Below are 17,990 nucleotides of genomic sequence, written 5' to 3' on the forward strand. Positions count from 1 at the left end.
CGTGTATTTCCGGAGTTCGCTGAATGTCTGCTGGTTGGCTGCGCGCCTGTGCGCTGGTGATGTTGGGGCTGTTCAGCGTGTCTGCGCTGGCCAAGGATAAAACGGCGATCGTGATCGGCGGCGGGCTCTCGGGCCTGACGGCGGCTTACGAACTGCAGAACAAAGGCTGGCAGGTGACCCTGCTGGAAGCCAAGCCGAGCCTGGGCGGTCGTTCCGGTATGGCCACCAGCGAGTGGATCGGCAACGACAAGACTCAACCGGTGCTGAACAAGTACGTCTCGACGTTCAAGCTGAGCACCACGCCGGCCCCTGAGTTCGTGCGCACGCCGAGCTACCTGATCGACGGCGTGTATTACACCGCCGCTGACCTGGCCACCAAAGAACCGGCTACCGCTGACGCGCTCAAGCGCTACGAAAAGACCCTGGACGATCTGGCGCGCTCGATCGAAGACCCGCAGAATCCGGCGGCGAACAGCACGCTGCATGCCCTGGATCAGATCAACGTCTCCAACTGGCTCGACCGTTTGACGTTGCCCGCCACGGCCCGCAAATTGATCAACCAGCAAATTCGTACCCGTTATGACGAACCTTCGCGCCTGTCGCTGCTGTACTACGCGCAACAGAGCCGGGTTTACCGTGGCGTGTCCGACCGCGACCTGCGCGCTTCGCGCCTGCTCGGCGGCAGCCCGGTGCTGGCCCAGGCGTTCGTCAAACAGCTGAAAACCATCAAGACCAGCTCCCCGGTCTCGTCCATTTCCCAGGACAAGGACGGCGTGACCGTCAAAGTCGGCAGCGTCGGCTATCAGGCGGACTACGTCGTGGTAGCGGTGCCGTTGCGCGCACTGAACAAAATCGCGATGACCCCGGCGCTGGATGCCCAGCACTTGGGCGCGATCAAAGGCACCAACTACGGTTGGCGCGACCAGATCATGCTGAAGTTCAAGACGCCAGTGTGGGAAAGCAAGGCGCGCATGTCCGGCGAGATCTACAGCAACACCGGCCTGGGCATGTTGTGGGTCGAGCCGGCGCTGAAGGGTGGTGCCAACGTGGTGATCAACCTGTCCGGCGACAACGCGCGGGTGATGCAGGCCTTCGGCGACAAGCAGATGGTCGATCAGGTGCTGATTCGTCTGCACGCGTTTTATCCACAGGCGCGCGGTGCGTTCACCGGTTATGAAATCCGTCGCTACAGCACCGACCCATCGATGGGTGGCGCGTACCTGGCCTTCGGTCCGGGCCAGATCAGCAAGTACTGGCGCTTGTGGGAACGTCCGCTGCAACGCGTAGCGTTCGCTGGCGAACACACCGACACCTTGTACCCGGGCACTCTGGAAGGCGCGTTGCGCACCGGTCAGCGTGCGGCCATTCAGGTTGAAGACCTGGCGGCGGGCAAGTCGTTTGAACCGGCGAAGGTTGTTCCGGCTGCGACCGCAGCAGCGGCCGGCGCGGTGGCGGCGAAGAAAGGAAACTTCTTCACCAATCTGTTCGGTGGCTCGGATGACGATAAGAAACCGGAACCGGTCAAGGCGCCAGAGCCTGTAGCTCCGCCAGCACCGGCACCTGCTCCAGTGCCAACCCCGGCCCCTGCGCCAGTGGAAGCACCGAAGCCAGCAGCACCGGTGAAAGCTGAGCCAGCCAAAAAGGCAACATCCAAAGCTGCGGTGAAGAAACCTGCGGCCAAGACCGAGGCGAAAAAAGCCCCGGCAAAGGCTCCGGCGAAAAAAGCCGAGCCAGCGAAGAAACCAGCAGCCAAACCGGCGGCGACTACTGAGACCAGTGCTCAGTAACGTTCAGGTGTAAAAAAAGCGCGGCTCAAGGGCCGCGTTTTTTTTTGCTTATTTATCAAACATGAGACATCCCGGCTTTGCCTGTGCGGTACCCAAGAGTCGCACAATCATGACCCCGGTCCTACACGCCTCAGCGATATATCAGATACTTCCCACAAACGAATCAGAGCGAAATGATAGATGTCGCCTGATATTGACATCTATGATCTTCAAAAACTGGAGGTCATATGAAAGCACTTACAGTAATAATTGTGTTGATAGCACTTTCTGGTTGTGAAAATGGCCACTTTTTTCCTAAAGAATATAACCAGGAGCAGGCCTATAAATGCGATATGGATCCGTACAGTCCCGATTGCTTACAGCCGCCTCCGGTCTTCAAAAGCTCTTAAATATATAAGTAATTAACCAGGGTTAAAGAGGGCCTGCTGAAAACTTCCATTCATAAATCTGTTTACCGTCCGGTAGTGCTCTGATCAGCCTTTCCTTCGGCTTCGGAATGCGGCCGGGGACGAACCCAAGGCTAGCGCAGCACGGGTTTCCCGTGCGCTGATCATAAATGACCAAATTTCCATCATTTTGGATAACCATACGAGTGTTCTACTAAAGTGATTTATCAATGCTATGGGTGCTTTCAGCAATCCATAAACGCTTTCTGGACGGGTCATAAAGAAAACCATTGTTGCTGATCGCAAACTGTAGAGGTTCACGCATTCTTTTCTGATGCAAGGTTCTGCTGTAAATCTGATTGCCATCTGCAATCCAGACTACAGCTTCACCCTCCTTAATGAGCAGATTTCCATCAACTTGCAATACCAATCGAAATCGTCCGTTCACGGGCATAAGGTACTGCCCCGCTGACATCGTTTGATTGGGCGGCAGTACCGGCGAGTCACTTGCTTGAAAGGGTGTATAACGAATAGCCATGTATTTCACCTTGGTAATGAACTGTTGAGGTCTCATTTGATCAAGTTCAAATGCGCAAACGGTTATACATATTTATCGCTTGTCAAAAAGCTCATCGCGAACTGGCGTAAAACAGAAAAGGGAGCGGCAGCCATCGGGTGCGCTGGATCGGTGAAGCCGACCCGGGCAAGAAGGCACCCGCCAAAGCCCCGTCAAAAACAGCCCGTAAGGCCGATGCCAAAAAAGACCCCCAGCGAAAAAATCGCAGTCCGCCGCGAATAAACGCTTTGGCCGGGGTGTTCTTCAGGTGAGCCACATTTTTCGGTAAATTGGCCTTTAATCTTTCCTTAACTCATCCCTTGGAGACTGTTGATCGTATTTCTCGATATTTCAAAGCGAAATTTTCCGCTTTAAATCGATAGATAACTCGATAGTCTTGGGCCAGCACTTACAGGGACTCGGCAATGCAACTACGAAACTCTTCTTCTCGCTACGGCTGGGTCAGCATCTTCATGCACTGGGGCGTAGCGCTGGCGGTGTTCGGGATGTTCGCTCTGGGCCTGTGGATGGTCGATCTCGGTTATTACGACCCTTGGCGCAAGGCAGGGCCGGATATCCACAAGAGTATTGGCCTGATACTGCTGGGGTTGATGCTGTTTCGTGTGGTCTGGCGCTTGATAAGTCCACCGCCTCCGACCCTCGCCAGCTACAGCCGCATGACGCGCCTGGGCGCGAAGTTCGGGCATGCTTTTCTGTATCTCTGTCTGTTCGCTGTAATGATTGCCGGCTACCTGATTTCCACCGCAGAAGGTGTCGGGATTCCGGTGTTTGACTGGTTTGAAGTGCCTGCACTGGTTTCCGGCCTACCGGACCAGGCAGATACCGCGGGTGCGATTCATCTGTACCTGGCGTGGGCGCTGGTAATTTTTTCCGGCCTTCATGCGTTGGCAGCATTGAAGCACCACTTTATTGACCGTGATGTGACCCTCAAGCGAATGCTCGGTCGCAAAGCCTGAAATTCAACCTCGACTCCAAAAGGAAATAAAGCATGTTGAAAAAGACTCTGGCCGCTCTGGCAATCGGTTCGGCCCTGCTGTCCGCTAACGTAATGGCTGCTGACTACACCGTCGACAAGACTGGCCAGCACGCGTTCGTTGACTTCAAGATCAGCCACTTGGGCTACAGCTACATCACCGGTACCTTCAAGGATATCGACGGCAAGTTCAGCTTCGACGCTGCCAAGCCAGAAGACAGCAAGATCGAGTTCAACGTGAACACCGCCAGCGTTTTCACCAACAACGCTGAACGCGACAAGCACATCTCCAGCAAAGACTTCTTGGAAGTGGATAAATTCGCCAAGGCGACCTTCGTCTCCACCAGCGTTAAAACCACTGGCAAAAACGCCGATGGCAAAGTCACTGCTGATGTAGCCGGTGACCTGACTATTCACGGCGTGACCAAGCCAATCGTGGTCAAGGCCACGTTCCTGGGTGAAGGCAAGGATCCATGGGGCGGCTACCGTGCAGGCTTCGAAGGCACCACCAGCATCAAGCGCTCTGATTTCGGCAAGATGATGGACCTGGGTCCACAGTCCGACGCGGTTGATCTGTACATCACGTTTGAAGGTGTCAAAGCGAAGTAACTTTCGCGCCCGACACAAAAACGCCCCCGGTCTTACGGTCGGGGGCGTTTTTTATTGCCTGAAAAAAGTTATATGGGAAACGCAGATCCCCGGTGGGAGCGAGCAGGCTCACTCCCACATTTGATCTTCAATGAACACAAATACCAGGCATCACGCAGCCCCCCGGTGGGAGCGGGCTTGCTCGCGAATGCGGTTGCACATTCAATATTGATGTGGACTGACACGGCCGCTTCGCGAGCGAGTCCGCTCCCACAGCGGATTGTTGGTGGGGTGAGGATTTGTGTCTGCCGCGGAAAACAAAAATGCCCCGGATCTCGCGATCAGGGGCATTTTTTATTGCGGCGTTAAATTAGCGATTGCGGGTCAGCAACGCTGGTTTTTCGCCGCGCGGACGACCTGGCAGTTGATCCAGTTGCTCAGGTGTCGGGAACCGATCGGTTTTCGACTCTTTATGGATGATCTTCGGTGCCGGGCCACGCGGGTTCTGCACGGCTGGTTCCGAACGAGGCTGCTCGTCGGTACGGGCCGGGCGGCGGTTGCGGGACTCTTCGCGACGGGCCTGACCGTCACGTGGCGCGCCATTGCGCGGGCCGCTGCGCTTGGCCGGCGGGGTGCCGGTGGTTGCGCCGTCGCTGCTGCGTGGACCGCTCTGGCGACCTTGAGGCTTGCCGCCGGTGCGCGGAGCACCCGCACCCGCACCTGCGCCTGCTGCCGCGCCTTGTGCCGGAGCACCCGGACGACGGCCACGGCCCTGGGCCGGTTTGGCTTGAGGCACGTAGTCAACGCGGTTACCGAAGTTATCCACGTCGTCGTCGAGGAACTCGTCTGGAGCGCGATCAGCGGCAGCACGTGGCGCCGGACGCTGTTGCTCGCGAGCCGGGGTGCCTTCGCGTGGTTTGTGCTCACGGGCAGGGCGATCGCCACGGCCGGTGGCCGCAGGTTTTTCCTTGCCGCCCTTGTCCTTGCCTTTGTCTTTACGACCGCCGCCGCCGCCAGTGCCGTTCGGACCGTCGCCGCGCGGGCCACGTGGGTTGCGCGGGTTACGCACATCCGGACGCTCGCGGACTTCTGGCTTCTCGGCTTCTACGGCGCTGGAATCGAAGCCCATCAGGTCGCCGTCGGCGATTTTCTGCTTGGTCATGCGTTCGATGCTTTTCAGCAGTTTTTCTTCGTCCGGAGCGACCAGCGAAATCGCCTCGCCCGAACGACCGGCACGGCCAGTACGGCCGATACGGTGCACGTAATCTTCGTCGACGTTCGGCAGTTCGAAGTTGACCACGTGTGGCAACTGATCGATGTCGAGGCCGCGCGCGGCGATGTCTGTGGCGACCAGGATGCGCACTTCGCCGGCCTTGAAGTCGGCCAGGGCTTTGGTGCGCGCGTTCTGGCTCTTGTTGCCGTGGATGGCGACGGCGCTGAGGCCGTGTTTGTCCAGGTACTCGGCCAGGCGGTTGGCGCCGTGCTTGGTGCGGGTGAACACCAGCACCTGTTCCCAGGCGCCCGCGGTGATCAGGTGCGCCAGCAACGAACGCTTGTGGTTGGCCGGCAGACGGAACACGCGTTGCTCGATGCGCTCGACCGTGGTGTTCGGCGGCGTGACTTCGATGCGTTCCGGGTTGTGCAGCAGCTTGCCGGCGAGGTCGGTGATGTCCTTGGAGAACGTCGCCGAAAACAGCAGGTTTTGACGTTTGCTTGGCAGACGGGCCAGGACCTTTTTCACGTCATGGACGAAGCCCATGTCGAGCATGCGGTCGGCTTCGTCCAGCACGAGGATTTCCACGTGGGACAAATCGACGCTGCCTTGACCGCACAGGTCAAGCAAACGACCGGGGCAAGCTACCAGCACGTCAACGCCACGGGACATGGCCTGAACCTGCGGGTTCATGCCGACGCCGCCGAAGATGCAGGCGCTGACGAACTTCAGGTCACGGGCATAAACCTTGAAGCTCTCGTGAACCTGGGCCGCGAGTTCGCGAGTAGGGGTCAGGACCAATACGCGCGGTTGGCGCGGGCCGTGACGCTGGGATTTGTCCGGGTGACCGTTGGGGAACAACCGCTCCAGGATCGGAAGGGCAAAGCCGCCGGTTTTACCAGTACCTGTCTGAGCCGCAACCATGAGGTCGCGACCTTGCAACACGGCGGGAATGGCCCGCTGTTGCACCGGAGTAGGCTCGGTATAGCCCGCTGCCTCGATGGCGCGGACTAAAGCCTCGGAGAGACCGAGGGAAGCAAAGGACATGAGTAATCCTGTTTTAGTTAGGGCTTGGCCCAATGGGAGTCTTGCCTGGCGCGAATGGCGTTTAAGAAGAACGCAATCCCGTCCGGTCCTGCTGGGCCTTGAAAGCTCGTCTGGAGCGCTCGCGCGGGCTGAAAAGCTGCGCTGTAACGGGGTCGAGATGCCTTGAACAAGTCCGAGCGTCCGGGCGTGAGCCTGGCGGGAAGGCCGGAGTATAACAGAGCAATCACTGCGCGCCGCTTTCCTGCTGCTCAACGGCTTTTTCGCCGGCGGCGGTGGCCCCGGCCGTTTTCGTGCTGGCAGCCGGATCGGCGCCATAACGGGCGCTCAGTTCGGCGTACGCGGGTTCGCGCTTGAAGCGTTTGAGCTCGGCGCCGAAGCGCTGCACCAGCAAGTCCATGCCCGCGTTGCGGCGCACCGCGAGGAACTGGCTCTGCTGGCTGATGATGGTCGGGTTTTCGCTGATCTTGTCGCGGATGTCCAACTCGTCGAGCAAATGCTGGCCCACCCGGCGATCGGTGATCAGCAGGTCGATCCTGCCGCGCACCAGTTTGCCGAAGTTGGCTTCATGGGTCGGCGCCGGTTCGCGTGTGAACATGGTCGATTCGCTAAAGTCCGGGCTGTACAGATAGCCCGGCGATGTGCCGATTGTCAGGCCTTTCAGGTCGTCGAGGGTGCTAAACGGATGCGGGCGTTCGTTGGCATAGAACATCACGAACTGGACTTCCGACAGCGGTTCGCTGGGGTAGAGCAGGGTCGCATCGCGCTCATCGCTATGGAAAATGTCCAGCGCACCATCGGCCAGGCCGGTTTCAAGCATCGACAGGCAGCGTTTCCACGGCAGGAACTGCCACTCGACTTCGATCCCCAGGCGCTTGAAGACGATGGCCGTGGTTTCGTAGTCCAGGCCCAGTGATTTGCCGTTTTCCTCGTAGACATAAGGCGCCCACGGTTCAGTAACAACGCGCAGTTTCTCGCCCCGGGCGGCGAAGCTCAGGCAAGTGAAAAGAAACACGGTCAGTAACTGGGCGATCAAAGGCATGGCCAGAGATTACGACGAGAAACCGTAAAGAGCCAGAAACCCGCTCCAGAAGCTCTATCTCCGTGCCTTGCTTCACAATAAAGGCGCGTTAAAAGCAAAAGATCGCAGCGTCGGCAGCGCCTGCACGAATTACACATTCAATGCAGGCGCTGCCGAAGGCTGCGATCTTTTGATCTTGCTTTAAACGTTTGTCAGCGCGGTAACTTCAGGTTGTTCCACACCGCCAGACTCGCTTCAGCCTGGTTCAGTGTGTAGAAGTGCAACCCTGGCGCGCCACCTTGCAGCAGGCGTTCGCACATCTCGGTGATGACCTGTTCACCAAAGCCTTGAATGCTCTGGGTGTCGTCGCCGTAGGCTTCCAGTTGCTTGCGGATCCAGCGCGGGATTTCCGCACCGCAGGCATCGGAGAAGCGCGCGAGCTTGCTGTAGTTGGTGATCGGCATGATGCCCGGCACGATCGGGATGTTCACGCCCTTCGCCCGTACACGCTCGACGAAGTAGAAGTAGCTGTCGGCGTTGAAGAAGTACTGGGTAATCGCGCTGTCGGCGCCAGCGTTGGCTTTGCGCACGAAATTGGTCAGATCGTCTTCGAAATTGCGCGCTTGCGGATGCATCTCCGGGTAAGCGGCGACTTCGATGTGGAAATGATCACCGGTCTCTTCACGAATGAATTCGACCAGATCGTTGGCGTGGCGCATTTCGCCGCTGGCCATGCCCATGCCCGAAGGCAGGTCACCGCGCAGGGCAACAATGCGCTTGATGCCAGCAGCCTTGTATTGCGCCAGCAGGCCGCGCAAGTCTTCCTTGCTGTCGCCCACGCAGGACAGATGCGGTGCGGCAGGGACTTTGACTTCGCTTTCGAGCTGCAACACGGTGTTGAGGGTTCGATCACGGGTCGAGCCGCCAGCGCCATAGGTGCAGGAGAAGAAATCGGGGTTGTACGTTGCCAGCTGGCGAGCAGTGGCGAGCAGCTTTTCATGCCCAGCGTCGGTCTTCGTAGGGAAGAACTCGAAGCTGTAGCGACGGTCTTGGGACATGGTCATATCCTTGGAAACACGTAAGCCGGAGGCTTGCACATCCCAATGTGGGAGCGGGCTTGCTCGCGAAGGCGGTGTGTCAGACGACATCAATGTTGAATGATAAATCGCCTTCGCGAGCAAGCCCGCTCCCACAAGGGAGAGCAGGCAGCGGGTCGAATCAGTAGCGGTAAGCGTGCGGCTTGAACGGGCCTTCGACGGTCACGCCGATGTAGTCGGCCTGGGTCTTGGTCAGTTGAGTCACAACGCCGCCGAAACCGCGGACCATTTCCAGGGCCACTTCTTCGTCGAGTTTCTTCGGCAGTACTTCAACGGTCAGGCGCTCGGCTTTCTGGGCTGGCGACAGGTCGGCGTACTTTTGACCGAACAGGAAGATCTGAGCCAAAACCTGGTTGGCGAACGAACCGTCCATGATGCGGCTTGGGTGACCGGTGGCGTTACCCAGGTTCACCAGGCGGCCTTCGGCCAGCAGGATCAGGTAGTCGTCGTTCTGGGCATCGAATGCGCCAGGACCGGTACGGTGGATTTTGTGAACCTGTGGCTTCACTTCTTCCCATGCCCAGTTCTTGCGCATGAAAGCGGTGTCGATTTCGTTGTCGAAGTGACCGATGTTGCAGACAACAGCCCGCTTCTTCAGTGCTTTGAGCATGTTGGCGTCGCAAACGTTGACGTTGCCGGTGGTGGTCACGATCAGGTCGATCTTGCCCAGCAGCGCTTTGTCGATGCTTGCTTCGGTACCGGTGTTGATACCGTCGATGAACGGCGAAACCAGTTCGAAACCGTCCATGCAGGCTTGCATGGCGCAGATCGGGTCGACTTCGGAGACTTTAACGATCATGCCTTCCTGACGCAGGGACTGAGCCGAGCCCTTGCCCACGTCACCGTAACCGATGACCAGCGCTTGCTTGCCGGACAGCAGGTGGTCGGTACCGCGCTTGATCGCGTCGTTCAGGCTGTGACGGCAGCCGTACTTGTTGTCGTTCTTGCTCTTGGTCACCGAGTCGTTGACGTTGATGGCCGGGATTTTCAGCTCGCCCTTGGCCAGCATGTCCAGCAGGCGGTGAACGCCGGTGGTGGTCTCTTCGGTCACGCCGTGGACGCGGTCCAGGATGGCCGGGTATTTCTTGTGCAGCAGCTCGGTCAGGTCGCCGCCGTCGTCGAGGATCATGTTGGCATCCCAAGGCGCGCCATCTTTCAGGATGGTTTGCTCCAGGCACCACTCGTACTCTTCTTCAGTCTCGCCTTTCCAGGCGTAAACCGCGATGCCGGCAGCAGCGATAGCGGCAGCGGCCTGATCCTGAGTCGAGAAAATGTTGCAGGACGACCAACGTACTTCGGCACCCAGGGCAACCAGGGTTTCGATCAGCACGGCAGTCTGAATGGTCATGTGGATGCAGCCGAGAATCTTGGCGCCCTTGAGCGGTTGCTCACCGGCGTACTTGCGGCGCAGACCCATCAGGGCTGGCATTTCGGATTCAGCGATGATGGTTTCGCGACGGCCCCAGGCAGCCAGGGACATGTCGGCGACTTTGTAATCGTTAAAATCTGCAGGCGTGATAACAGCGCTCATGAAGAGCCTCCATTCGTAATGTATGCGAATGGGCGCCGTTGTGCGTTTAGTGTCTGGTCGATGAGACCAGGCAACGCCCCATCCGAGCCTGACAGGTTGAACCTGCTGCAGCGCCCCTCGGACAGGTGGCGGGAAAACGGTATCAATGGAACGTTACCGTTTTGAAACGGGGGCGATTATAGCGGGCTATGCTGATCTTCCAAAGCCTTTCTGCAGGTCAATGTCTGAACGGTAATCGGAGCCATAGACGATGCTTGATAGAGCTCTAGTCCGGGCTCTGCCATGATGGCGCCCATCATTCGGCCAGACGCTCAGGAGTGAACATGAACTTCCACACCCGCAAATGGGTAAAACCCGAAGACCTCAACCCCAACGGCACGCTGTTCGGCGGCAGTCTGTTGCGCTGGATCGACGAAGAAGCGGCGATCTACGCCATCGTCCAGTTGGGCAATCAGCGCGTGGTCACCAAGTACATTTCCGAAATCAACTTCGTCAGCGCCTCGCGCCAGGGCGACATCATCGAACTGGGCATCACCGCCACCGAGTTCGGCCGCACCTCGATCACCCTGACCTGCGAAGTGCGCAACAAGATCACCCGCAAAAGCATCCTGACGGTGGAGAAGATGGTCTTCGTCAACCTCGGTGAAGATGGCCTGCCCGCGCCGCACGGCCGGACCGAGATCAAATACGTCAAAGACCAGTTCAGGGACGAGTAATGCGGGTCCGTAGGAGTCGGCTTGCCGGCGATAGCGTCATCAGCCTCATCACAGAAACCGAGTCGGCCCCATCGCCAGCAAGCTGGCTCCTACAATTTGTGTAAGCACTGAACAGCGCCGAACCTCGCGTGTCGTACCTACATGACACGCCACCGGTTGCGGAGCTTTATGGACACGCAAAAAGACGGCAAGACCCCGAACCTCTCGGCTGAAGAACAGCACGACGTCGATAAAAACCAGCCACCACGTGCGGCGGTACTGCACGAAATCATCCGCACCCAGGGCGATCAGGAGCTCGAGCGCAGCGTCGCCGCGTTGTGGTGGTCGGCGTTCGCCGCCGGCCTGACCATGGGCCTGTCGCTGATGGCCATGGGGCTGCTCAACTCGCGCCTGCCGGACGGCGAACACTTCAAGGTGATCGCCAGTTTCGGTTACTGCGCCGGGTTCCTTGCGGTCATCCTCGCCCGCCAGCAATTGTTCACCGAGAACACCCTGACGGCGGTGCTGCCGGTCATGACCAAACCCACCCTGAACAATTTCGGCCGGTTGTTGCGGCTGTGGTCGGTGGTGCTGGTGGGCAACCTCTGCGGCACCTTGCTGGTCGCGTATGTGATGTTGCATCTGCCGATTTTCGACACCAAGACCGACCTGGCCTTCCTCGATATCGGGCGCAAGGTCATGGAGAACGACGCGAGCAAGATGTTCGCCAAAGGCATCGTGTCGGGCTGGATGATCGCGACCATGGTCTGGATGATTCCGTCCATGGAGAGCGCCAAGATGTGGATCATCATCCTCATCACCTACCTCATGGCGCTGGGGGATTTCACCCACATCGTCGTCGGTTCGGCCGAGGTGTCGTATCTGGTGTTTGCCGGCGAGTTGCCGTGGAAGGATTTCTGGCTGGTGTTCGCCGGGCCGACGCTGGCGGGGAACATCATCGGTGGCAGCTTTATCTTTGCGCTGTTGAGTCATGCGCAGATTCGCAGCGAAAGCGGGCCGCCGAAGCAGTCTGCGGATCGGGAGCCCGACCCGCAGCAGGTCAAAAAGTAATCAGTGATGCCCGGCCTGTGCCGTTGGCGCAGGCTCATCGCGGGTCACGTGCTTGATCAGTTTGCCGATGCTCAAGCCCTGCAACAGGATCGACGACAACACCACGATGTAGGTGATGCTCAGCAGCAAATCACGCTCCGGGCCCAATGGCAGCGCCAGGGCGAGCGCCACCGAAACACCACCGCGCAAGCCACCCCAGGTCAGAATCCGGATTGTCCCGCGCGGCACTGTGCGCCAGCGCCGCAGCAGCAGGATAGCCGGCGCCACGGTCAACAGGCGCGAGAGCAGAATCGCCAGGGCCAGCAAACTGGCCGCCAGCACGTGCAGCCAGTTGAACGGCAGCAGCAACAGCTCCATGCCGATCAGGGCAAACAACAGGGCGTTGAGCATGTCGTCGAGCAGCTCCCAGAAACCGTCCAGGTACTTTCGGGTCATGTCGTTCATCGCCAGGTTGCGCCCTAGATTGCCGATGATAAGGCCGGCGACCACCATCGCGATCGGTGCGGAAACATGCAGTTCCGACGCCATGGCCGAGCCGCCGATCACCAGTGCCAGGGTCAGCATGACTTCGATCTGGTGCTGCTCGATGCTCTTGATCATCAGATACACCAGGTAACCGATCAGCCCACCAAACAGCACGCCGCCCATCGCTTCATGCGCGAACAGCATGGCGGTGGCGCCTACGGTCGGGGTTTCGCCGAGTTGCGCGATGCCCAGCAGTACGGTGAACACCACCACTGCGGTGCCATCGTTGAATAGCGATTCGCCGACGATGGTAGTTTTAAGCGGCTTGGACGCGTTGGCAGTTCGCAGTACGCCGAGCACCGCGATCGGGTCGGTCGGGGAAATCAGCGCGCCGAACAGCAGGCAATACAGAAAGCTCACGTGCCAGCCGAACAGAGCAAAGATGTAATACGCGAGGCTGCCGATCACGGCAGTGGCGATCAATACGCCAAACGTTGCGAGCAGGCCGATGGGCCAGCGATAGCTGCGCAGGTCATAGAGATTGACGTGCAGCGCGCCGGCGAACAGCAGAAAGGACAGCATCCAGTTCATCAACAGATCACCGAAATCGATCTGGCCGATCAGCTGTTGCACACGCTCTTCGAGGCCGGGATAACCGAGGAAACTCAACCCTTGCAGCAACAAGGAAAACATCAGCGCGGTGACCATGACGCCGATGGTCGGGGGCAGGCCGATGAAGCGGAAATTCACGTAGGTGAGAAGGGTGGTGAGGCAGATAAAGGCAGCGACAAGTTCAAGCATCCGGGGTCCTTGGTTGGAAAACAGGTTTTGGCAGATGCAGCGAGTCAGCTTCTTCGAGAGCAGACTCGCGAATCGGTTTCAGCAAAGATGTAATTTTTCAGCCGGACACATTGACCGCAGCCACACCGCGACGTTGCAGGTAAATGAAGAAAAGCGCTGTCAGCACCGTCAAGCCACTGACCAGCGCCCCGGTCCACGGCAAGTCCGCCAGATCCGCGCCACTGGCGACCACCAGGCCACCCATCCAGGCGCCTGCAGCGTTACCAAGATTGAAAGCGCTCTGGTTCAGCGTCGAACCCAGATTGGGTGCTTCATGCGCCTGATCGATGATCAGCAATTGCAGGATCGGGCACAGAGCGAAGGCAAAAATCCCCCACAACACCAGCGTGATCGCCGCCGGAATCGCCGAGTGACTGGTCTGCGTGAACGCGGCCAACACGACCACCACCGCCAACGCCATGCCCACCAGCGAGGGCAACAAACGACTGTCGGCCAAGCGACCGCCGAGCATGCTGCCCGCCGTCAAACCCACACCGAACAACAGCAGCATAATCGTCACGCCGTGGGGGCTGACCCCGGTGATGTCTTGAAGAATGGGCGCGATGTAGGTGAACACGCTGAACAGGCTGGTCGACGCCAGCACGCTCATGCCCAAAGCCAACAGCACGTTGACCTTGCCCAGCACCTTGAACTCGCTGGCGAGATTGGCCTTGTCCATGACGATGTCTTTCGGCAACCAGGCCCACTGCGCAATCGCGGCGATCACACCTATCACCGACACCGCCCAGAACGTCGAGCGCCAACCGGCGTACTGGCCGAGCGCAGTGCCCAATGGCACGCCGAGCACGTTGGCCAGGGTAAGGCCGGTGAACATCATGGCAATCGCCTGCGCCCGTTTGTTCGGCGCGACCAGACCGGCCGCGACCACCGAACCGATGCCGAAGAACGCCCCGTGGCACAATGCGGTGACGACTCGCGCGGCCATCAGCGTGGCGTAGTTGGGTGCCAGCGCACAGAGCACGTTGCCGAGGATGAACATCAGCGTCATGCCCAGCAGCGTGGCTTTACGCGGCATATTGGCGGTGCCGACGGCGAGGATCGGCGCGCCGAACACCACGCCCAGGGCGTAACCGGTGATCAACAGACCGGCGTGGGGAATGCTCACGGCAAGGTCGCGAGCGACGTCGGGCAGCAAGCCCATGATGACGAATTCAGTGGTGCCGATGCCAAACGCGGCAACAGCGAGGGCAAGCAAGGCGAGTGGCATGCGCAAGGTCTCGGTCGGTAGTCTTGACGCTGTGATCAGGCATACGCAAGCCGACGGCCGTTCTCGAAGAGAGCGGGCCATGGCAGAAATTATTGGAATTAGTCTGTGCGCAACTGAGTGCGGCGTGGTCGCTTGCAGTATAAACAGCTGCTGACATATGGCGAATCAATTCTCCCCCCGGCTCTGTAGGAGCCGTGGTCCAACAGGCGGACCGCGTCATCGTTCATCGCTGGCAAGCCAGCTCCTACAGGGTAGGGGGATCAATAAAAAGGAGTGTGCCGTGCTTGCGACGGCGTTGGTGTTGATGGCGGCGCTGTTGCACGCGGTGTGGAACACCCTGATCAAATTCAGTGCGGAACGGTTGTTGGTCGTGGCCTGCATGGACAGCGTGGCGATGCTTTTTGTCGCGCTGATGCTGCCGTTCGTGGCGTTGCCACCCATCGAAATCTGGCCATGGATTCTCGCATCGGCAGCGTTCGAATTGCTCTATCGTTATCTGCTGATTCAGGCCTATCGGGTCGGTGATCTCGGTTTGGTGTATCCGCTGATGCGTGGCTTGTCGCCGTTAGTGGTGCTGGCCTTGACGCTGATCTTTGCCGGGGAAGTGCTGACGAATCAGCAGATCTTTGGAATTCTACTTATCCCGTTTGGTATGTTGTGCCTGCTGTGGCAGGGCGGTGGCGGGGCGCGTTTGCCGTGGTCGATGTTGCCAGTGGTGGCGCTGATTGGGCTGTGCATTGGCTGCTACACCTTCATCGATGGCCAGGCGTTGCGGCGCTGGTCGCACCCGCTGGATTACCTGGTCTGGGTGACGTTGCTCAGCGCCTGGCCGTTTCCCTTGCTCGCGTTGGTGCGCAAGCGACCGGCGTTCATGCTGTTCTGGCGTGAACAGTGGCGCTTGGGGTTGGCGGTCGGGTTTTGCGTGTTGTTCAGCTACGCTCTGGTGCTGTGGGCAATGCAACTGGGGTCGATTGCCGAGGCGGCGGCCTTGCGTGAGATCAGCGTGATTCTGGTGGTGCTGTTTGGTATGCGCTACCTGAAAGAACCTTTCGGTCGGCCACGGCTCTTAGCCTGTGGGTTGGTGCTGATCGGTATGTTGGTGATGAAGTTTTGACCGGAATCCGAATTTTTTAAACTCAAAACAAGGGACTGCTATATGACGGTTGCTCTGTGGTGCATTTTGATCGCGATCTTCCTGCCTTATCTCTGCGTGGCCATTGCCAAGGTCGTTGGCGGGTATGGTCTGAAAGACAACCATGATCCACGGGACTTTCTTGAGTCGCTGAATGGCTTGGGTAGGCGCGCACATGCGGCGCAACAGAACAGTTTTGAAATCACCCCGGCGTTCGCGGCGGCGGTAATCGTTGCGCATCTGGCTGGCAATGCCGAGTTGGTGACCATCAATGTGCTGTCGGTTTTATTTATCACCAGCCGTCTGCTGTACATCATTTGCTACCTGGCGGACTGGGCGATTCTGCGGTCGCTGGTGTGGTTTGTGGGGATGGGGTTGGTTGTCAGTTTCTTTGTGGTTTCTGTCTGACTTTTCTGCGGTGTTTGTCTTGGCCCCTTCGCGAGCAAGCCCGCTTCCACACTGGATTATCTTCGGTCACACATTGTGTGTGCGCCGCAGATCCCCTGTAGGAGCAAGCTTGCTCGCGATGACTATCTGACTGCCAATCCAGGGCTCAAGGATTGGTCTTCACCGCATCAGCCACCTGAGGCACTTGCGGCAACGCCGCGCCTTTGGGCCAGAGCATCCAGATCTGCCCCTGCTGTTTCATGTCACCTGCCAATTGCCCGGCTGCTTCGCCGGTGCCCCAGAACAAGTCCGCACGAACTTCGCCGGCAATCGCGCCGCCAGTGTCTTGAGCCGCCACCGGACGCACCAGTGCGGTGCCGTCTGGCCGCGTCGTGGATAACCACAACAGACTGCCCAGCGGGATCACTTTGCGATCCACTGCCGCGCTGTAACCCGCAGTCAGCGGTACGTTCAGCGAGCCGCGCGGGCCTTCGTTGCTGTCCGGGTTACGGGTGAAGAACACGTAGCTCGGGTTGCTGCCAAGCAGTTGCGGAATGCGCGCCGGATTGGCCTTGGCCCAGTCGCTGATTGCGCCCATGGTCACGTCTTCTTTCTTCAGTTCGCCTTGCTCCACCAGCCAGCGGCCGATGGGGCGATACGGATGGCCATTCTGGTCGGCATACGCGATACGCAACTGACGACCGTCGTCGAGCTGAATGCGTCCCGACCCCTGGATTTGCAGGAATTGCAGGTTCATCGGGTCGGTCAGCCATGCCACGACCGGTGCCTTGACGCCTTTGGTCTCGATCGTTGCGGCATCGTCGTAAGGCTTGAGCACGCGACCTTCGAGCCGTCCGCGCAGGCGTTTGCCTTTGAGCTCCGGGTAGATGCTGTCCAGAGAGACGATGATCATGTCCTCTGGAACCCCGTACACCGGGATGTTCGCCACGGCAGTCTGGGTCAGGCTGCCGGGGTAGACCGGTTCGTAGTAACCGGTGATCAAACCGTTGGGATTGTCGTTGGCGGCGCGCAGGCCGTAGACGTCGAGGTTCTGTTTGAGGAAGCCGCGAATGTCATTGGCGGTTAGCGGCACGTTGGCGGCAGCGGCGCAGGTCGAGCCCCAGATCGGGTCAGCCTTGAGTCGGGCGCAGGCACTGCGCCATGAGCCGAAACCGGCGATCAGGTCGTTATCGGAGACTGTCGGCAGGGCTTCCCAGGTGGCGCTGGAATAAGTCGCCAGTGCGTGGGTTTTCGGTGTGTTGTTGTCACCGCCGGTGCAGCCTGCGAGCACGGCCACTATCGGAAGGGTCCAGGCGAGGCGGTGACGCCATGCCTTGAAACGGCTGTTCATGGAGTAATTCCTTTGTCGGTTGCCTGAGTGCTCCATGCGCTCAAACAACCCTTATTGATAATAGGGCTATTGGTCTTTACCGATGACGCGAGGATACTGGCCGCCGTTTCCCGTGACCTGAAGCCACCATGACTCTTAAAAGACTTTCCGTTGTATTGCTGGCCTGCCTGACCTTGTCCGCGTGCGGCGGTGTCGATCCGAATTCGCCATTGGGTCAGCGCAAGGCAATCTTCAAACAAATGCTCAAGACCGGCGAAGACCTTGGTGGCATGTTGCGCGGCCGCATTCCGTTCGATGGCCCGAAATTCGCTGACGGCGCGGTGAAACTCGACGCGCTGTCCCATGAGCCGTGGAAGCATTTTCCGCAAGTGCGCGAAGAAGATCACACCAGCGCCAAAGACGATGTCTGGCAGAAGCAGGCACGCTTTCAGGACATGGCCCGAACCCTTGAAGCCGCCACCGGTGAATTGGTGGTTGCCAGCAAGGTTCAGCCTTACAAGGCCAGTAACCTGGGCCCTGCTGTGCAGAAAGTCGAAGATGCCTGCAGTGCGTGCCATAAAGAGTTTCGGGATCATTAAATTGCGGTGCTCTTACTGACGCCTTC

16 protein-coding genes and 1 riboswitch are annotated in these 17,990 nt (G+C 58.9%); of the genes, 8 read left to right on the top strand and 8 right to left on the bottom strand.

The window, feature by feature from the left end; translation table 11 throughout:
* Positions 1-23: 23 nt before the first annotated feature.
* Positions 24-1,787: a flavin monoamine oxidase family protein gene (locus ACI77H_RS02600; protein ID WP_407010196.1), complete on the top strand. Its 1,764-nt coding sequence runs from the start codon at positions 24-26 to the stop codon at positions 1,785-1,787.
* A gap of 600 nt (positions 1,788-2,387) precedes the next feature.
* Here the strand turns inward: ACI77H_RS02600 and ACI77H_RS02605 are convergent.
* Positions 2,388-2,711 carry a hypothetical protein gene (locus ACI77H_RS02605; RefSeq protein ID WP_407010197.1) on the bottom strand — a complete coding sequence of 108 codons (324 nt, stop codon included), beginning with the start codon at positions 2,709-2,711 and terminating at the stop codon, positions 2,388-2,390.
* A 443-nt stretch (positions 2,712-3,154) separates the two neighbouring features.
* On the opposite strand from ACI77H_RS02605, the gene ACI77H_RS02610 reads away from it, so the two are divergent.
* Both ACI77H_RS02610 and ACI77H_RS02615 read left to right on the top strand, forming a co-directional pair.
* Entirely contained in the window at positions 3,155-3,706 is a 552-nt protein-coding gene (locus ACI77H_RS02610) for a cytochrome b (RefSeq protein WP_407010198.1), read from the top strand.
* 32 nt (positions 3,707-3,738) lie between these two features.
* A complete protein-coding gene (locus tag ACI77H_RS02615) occupies positions 3,739-4,332 on the top strand; it encodes a YceI family protein (RefSeq protein ID WP_407010199.1) in 594 nt (197 codons plus the stop codon).
* A 349-nt stretch (positions 4,333-4,681) separates the two neighbouring features.
* Here ACI77H_RS02615 and ACI77H_RS02620 read toward each other — a convergent pair whose 3' ends face one another.
* From ACI77H_RS02620 to ahcY, 4 genes are all read right to left on the bottom strand, one after another.
* Positions 4,682-6,571: a DEAD/DEAH box helicase gene (locus ACI77H_RS02620; protein ID WP_407010200.1), complete on the bottom strand. Its 1,890-nt coding sequence runs from the start codon at positions 6,569-6,571 to the stop codon at positions 4,682-4,684.
* A gap of 223 nt (positions 6,572-6,794) precedes the next feature.
* Complete coding sequence (locus tag ACI77H_RS02625) at positions 6,795-7,610, bottom strand: substrate-binding periplasmic protein (RefSeq protein ID WP_407010201.1); 816 nt, start codon at positions 7,608-7,610, stop codon at positions 6,795-6,797.
* 191 nt (positions 7,611-7,801) lie between these two features.
* Complete coding sequence (metF, locus tag ACI77H_RS02630) at positions 7,802-8,647, bottom strand: methylenetetrahydrofolate reductase [NAD(P)H] (RefSeq protein WP_407010202.1); 846 nt, start codon at positions 8,645-8,647, stop codon at positions 7,802-7,804.
* A gap of 160 nt (positions 8,648-8,807) precedes the next feature.
* Positions 8,808-10,217, bottom strand: coding sequence for an adenosylhomocysteinase (ahcY, locus tag ACI77H_RS02635; RefSeq protein ID WP_407010203.1), 1,410 nt, complete (start codon positions 10,215-10,217; stop codon positions 8,808-8,810).
* A 23-nt stretch (positions 10,218-10,240) separates the two neighbouring features.
* Positions 10,241-10,342: riboswitch (S-adenosyl-L-homocysteine riboswitch) on the bottom strand.
* A gap of 198 nt (positions 10,343-10,540) precedes the next feature.
* On the opposite strand from ahcY, the gene ACI77H_RS02640 reads away from it, so the two are divergent.
* Both ACI77H_RS02640 and ACI77H_RS02645 read left to right on the top strand, forming a co-directional pair.
* Positions 10,541-10,933: an acyl-CoA thioesterase gene (locus ACI77H_RS02640; RefSeq protein WP_407010204.1), complete on the top strand. Its 393-nt coding sequence runs from the start codon at positions 10,541-10,543 to the stop codon at positions 10,931-10,933.
* A gap of 168 nt (positions 10,934-11,101) precedes the next feature.
* Positions 11,102-11,983 (top strand): formate/nitrite transporter family protein, encoded by an 882-nt coding sequence (locus tag ACI77H_RS02645; RefSeq protein ID WP_407010205.1) that lies wholly within the window; start codon positions 11,102-11,104, stop codon positions 11,981-11,983.
* Here ACI77H_RS02645 and ACI77H_RS02650 read toward each other — a convergent pair whose 3' ends face one another.
* Positions 11,984-13,249, bottom strand: a complete 1,266-nt coding sequence (locus ACI77H_RS02650; RefSeq protein ID WP_407010206.1) for a cation:proton antiporter — start codon at positions 13,247-13,249, stop codon at positions 11,984-11,986. It lies immediately after the preceding gene.
* A 97-nt stretch (positions 13,250-13,346) separates the two neighbouring features.
* Entirely contained in the window at positions 13,347-14,516 is a 1,170-nt protein-coding gene (locus tag ACI77H_RS02655) for an MFS transporter (protein ID WP_407010207.1), read from the bottom strand.
* Positions 14,517-14,796: 280 nt separating this feature from the next.
* On the opposite strand from ACI77H_RS02655, the gene ACI77H_RS02660 reads away from it, so the two are divergent.
* Positions 14,797-15,630 carry an EamA family transporter gene (locus tag ACI77H_RS02660; protein WP_407010208.1) on the top strand — a complete coding sequence of 278 codons (834 nt, stop codon included), beginning with the start codon at positions 14,797-14,799 and terminating at the stop codon, positions 15,628-15,630.
* 42 nt (positions 15,631-15,672) lie between these two features.
* On the top strand, positions 15,673-16,056 hold the full coding sequence (locus ACI77H_RS02665; RefSeq protein ID WP_407010209.1) for an MAPEG family protein: 384 nt from the start codon (positions 15,673-15,675) through the stop codon (positions 16,054-16,056).
* A 145-nt stretch (positions 16,057-16,201) separates the two neighbouring features.
* On the opposite strand, the gene ACI77H_RS02670 is transcribed toward ACI77H_RS02665, so the two are convergent.
* Positions 16,202-17,386, bottom strand: a complete 1,185-nt coding sequence (locus ACI77H_RS02670; RefSeq protein ID WP_407010210.1) for a murein transglycosylase A — start codon at positions 17,384-17,386, stop codon at positions 16,202-16,204.
* Between the two features lie 128 nt (positions 17,387-17,514).
* On the opposite strand from ACI77H_RS02670, the gene ACI77H_RS02675 reads away from it, so the two are divergent.
* Positions 17,515-17,964: a c-type cytochrome gene (locus ACI77H_RS02675; protein WP_407010211.1), complete on the top strand. Its 450-nt coding sequence runs from the start codon at positions 17,515-17,517 to the stop codon at positions 17,962-17,964.
* Positions 17,965-17,990 lie beyond the last annotated feature (26 nt).

This window comes from Pseudomonas sp. O230, from assembly GCF_045447035.1.
Classification (GTDB): domain Bacteria; phylum Pseudomonadota; class Gammaproteobacteria; order Pseudomonadales; family Pseudomonadaceae; genus Aquipseudomonas.

Excerpts from the sequence above, each read along its gene's own strand:
- ACI77H_RS02620 (WP_407010200.1), bottom strand. The coding sequence starts at position 6,571 with ATGTCCTTTGCTTCCCTCGGTCTCTCCGAGGCTTTAGTCCGCGCCATC.
- ACI77H_RS02605 (WP_407010197.1), bottom strand. The coding sequence starts at position 2,711 with ATGGCTATTCGTTATACACCCTTTCAAGCAAGTGACTCGCCGGTACTG.
- ACI77H_RS02675 (WP_407010211.1), top strand. The coding sequence starts at position 17,515 with ATGACTCTTAAAAGACTTTCCGTTGTATTGCTGGCCTGCCTGACCTTG.
- ahcY (WP_407010203.1), bottom strand. The coding sequence starts at position 10,217 with ATGAGCGCTGTTATCACGCCTGCAGATTTTAACGATTACAAAGTCGCC.
- ACI77H_RS02645 (WP_407010205.1), top strand. The coding sequence starts at position 11,102 with ATGGACACGCAAAAAGACGGCAAGACCCCGAACCTCTCGGCTGAAGAA.
- ACI77H_RS02670 (WP_407010210.1), bottom strand. The coding sequence starts at position 17,386 with ATGAACAGCCGTTTCAAGGCATGGCGTCACCGCCTCGCCTGGACCCTT.
- ACI77H_RS02615 (WP_407010199.1), top strand. The coding sequence starts at position 3,739 with ATGTTGAAAAAGACTCTGGCCGCTCTGGCAATCGGTTCGGCCCTGCTG.
- ACI77H_RS02665 (WP_407010209.1), top strand. The coding sequence starts at position 15,673 with ATGACGGTTGCTCTGTGGTGCATTTTGATCGCGATCTTCCTGCCTTAT.
- ACI77H_RS02650 (WP_407010206.1), bottom strand. The coding sequence starts at position 13,249 with ATGCTTGAACTTGTCGCTGCCTTTATCTGCCTCACCACCCTTCTCACC.
- ACI77H_RS02655 (WP_407010207.1), bottom strand. The coding sequence starts at position 14,516 with ATGCCACTCGCCTTGCTTGCCCTCGCTGTTGCCGCGTTTGGCATCGGC.
- ACI77H_RS02625 (WP_407010201.1), bottom strand. The coding sequence starts at position 7,610 with ATGCCTTTGATCGCCCAGTTACTGACCGTGTTTCTTTTCACTTGCCTG.
- ACI77H_RS02610 (WP_407010198.1), top strand. The coding sequence starts at position 3,155 with ATGCAACTACGAAACTCTTCTTCTCGCTACGGCTGGGTCAGCATCTTC.
- metF (WP_407010202.1), bottom strand. The coding sequence starts at position 8,647 with ATGTCCCAAGACCGTCGCTACAGCTTCGAGTTCTTCCCTACGAAGACC.
- ACI77H_RS02600 (WP_407010196.1), top strand. The coding sequence starts at position 24 with ATGTCTGCTGGTTGGCTGCGCGCCTGTGCGCTGGTGATGTTGGGGCTG.
- ACI77H_RS02640 (WP_407010204.1), top strand. The coding sequence starts at position 10,541 with ATGAACTTCCACACCCGCAAATGGGTAAAACCCGAAGACCTCAACCCC.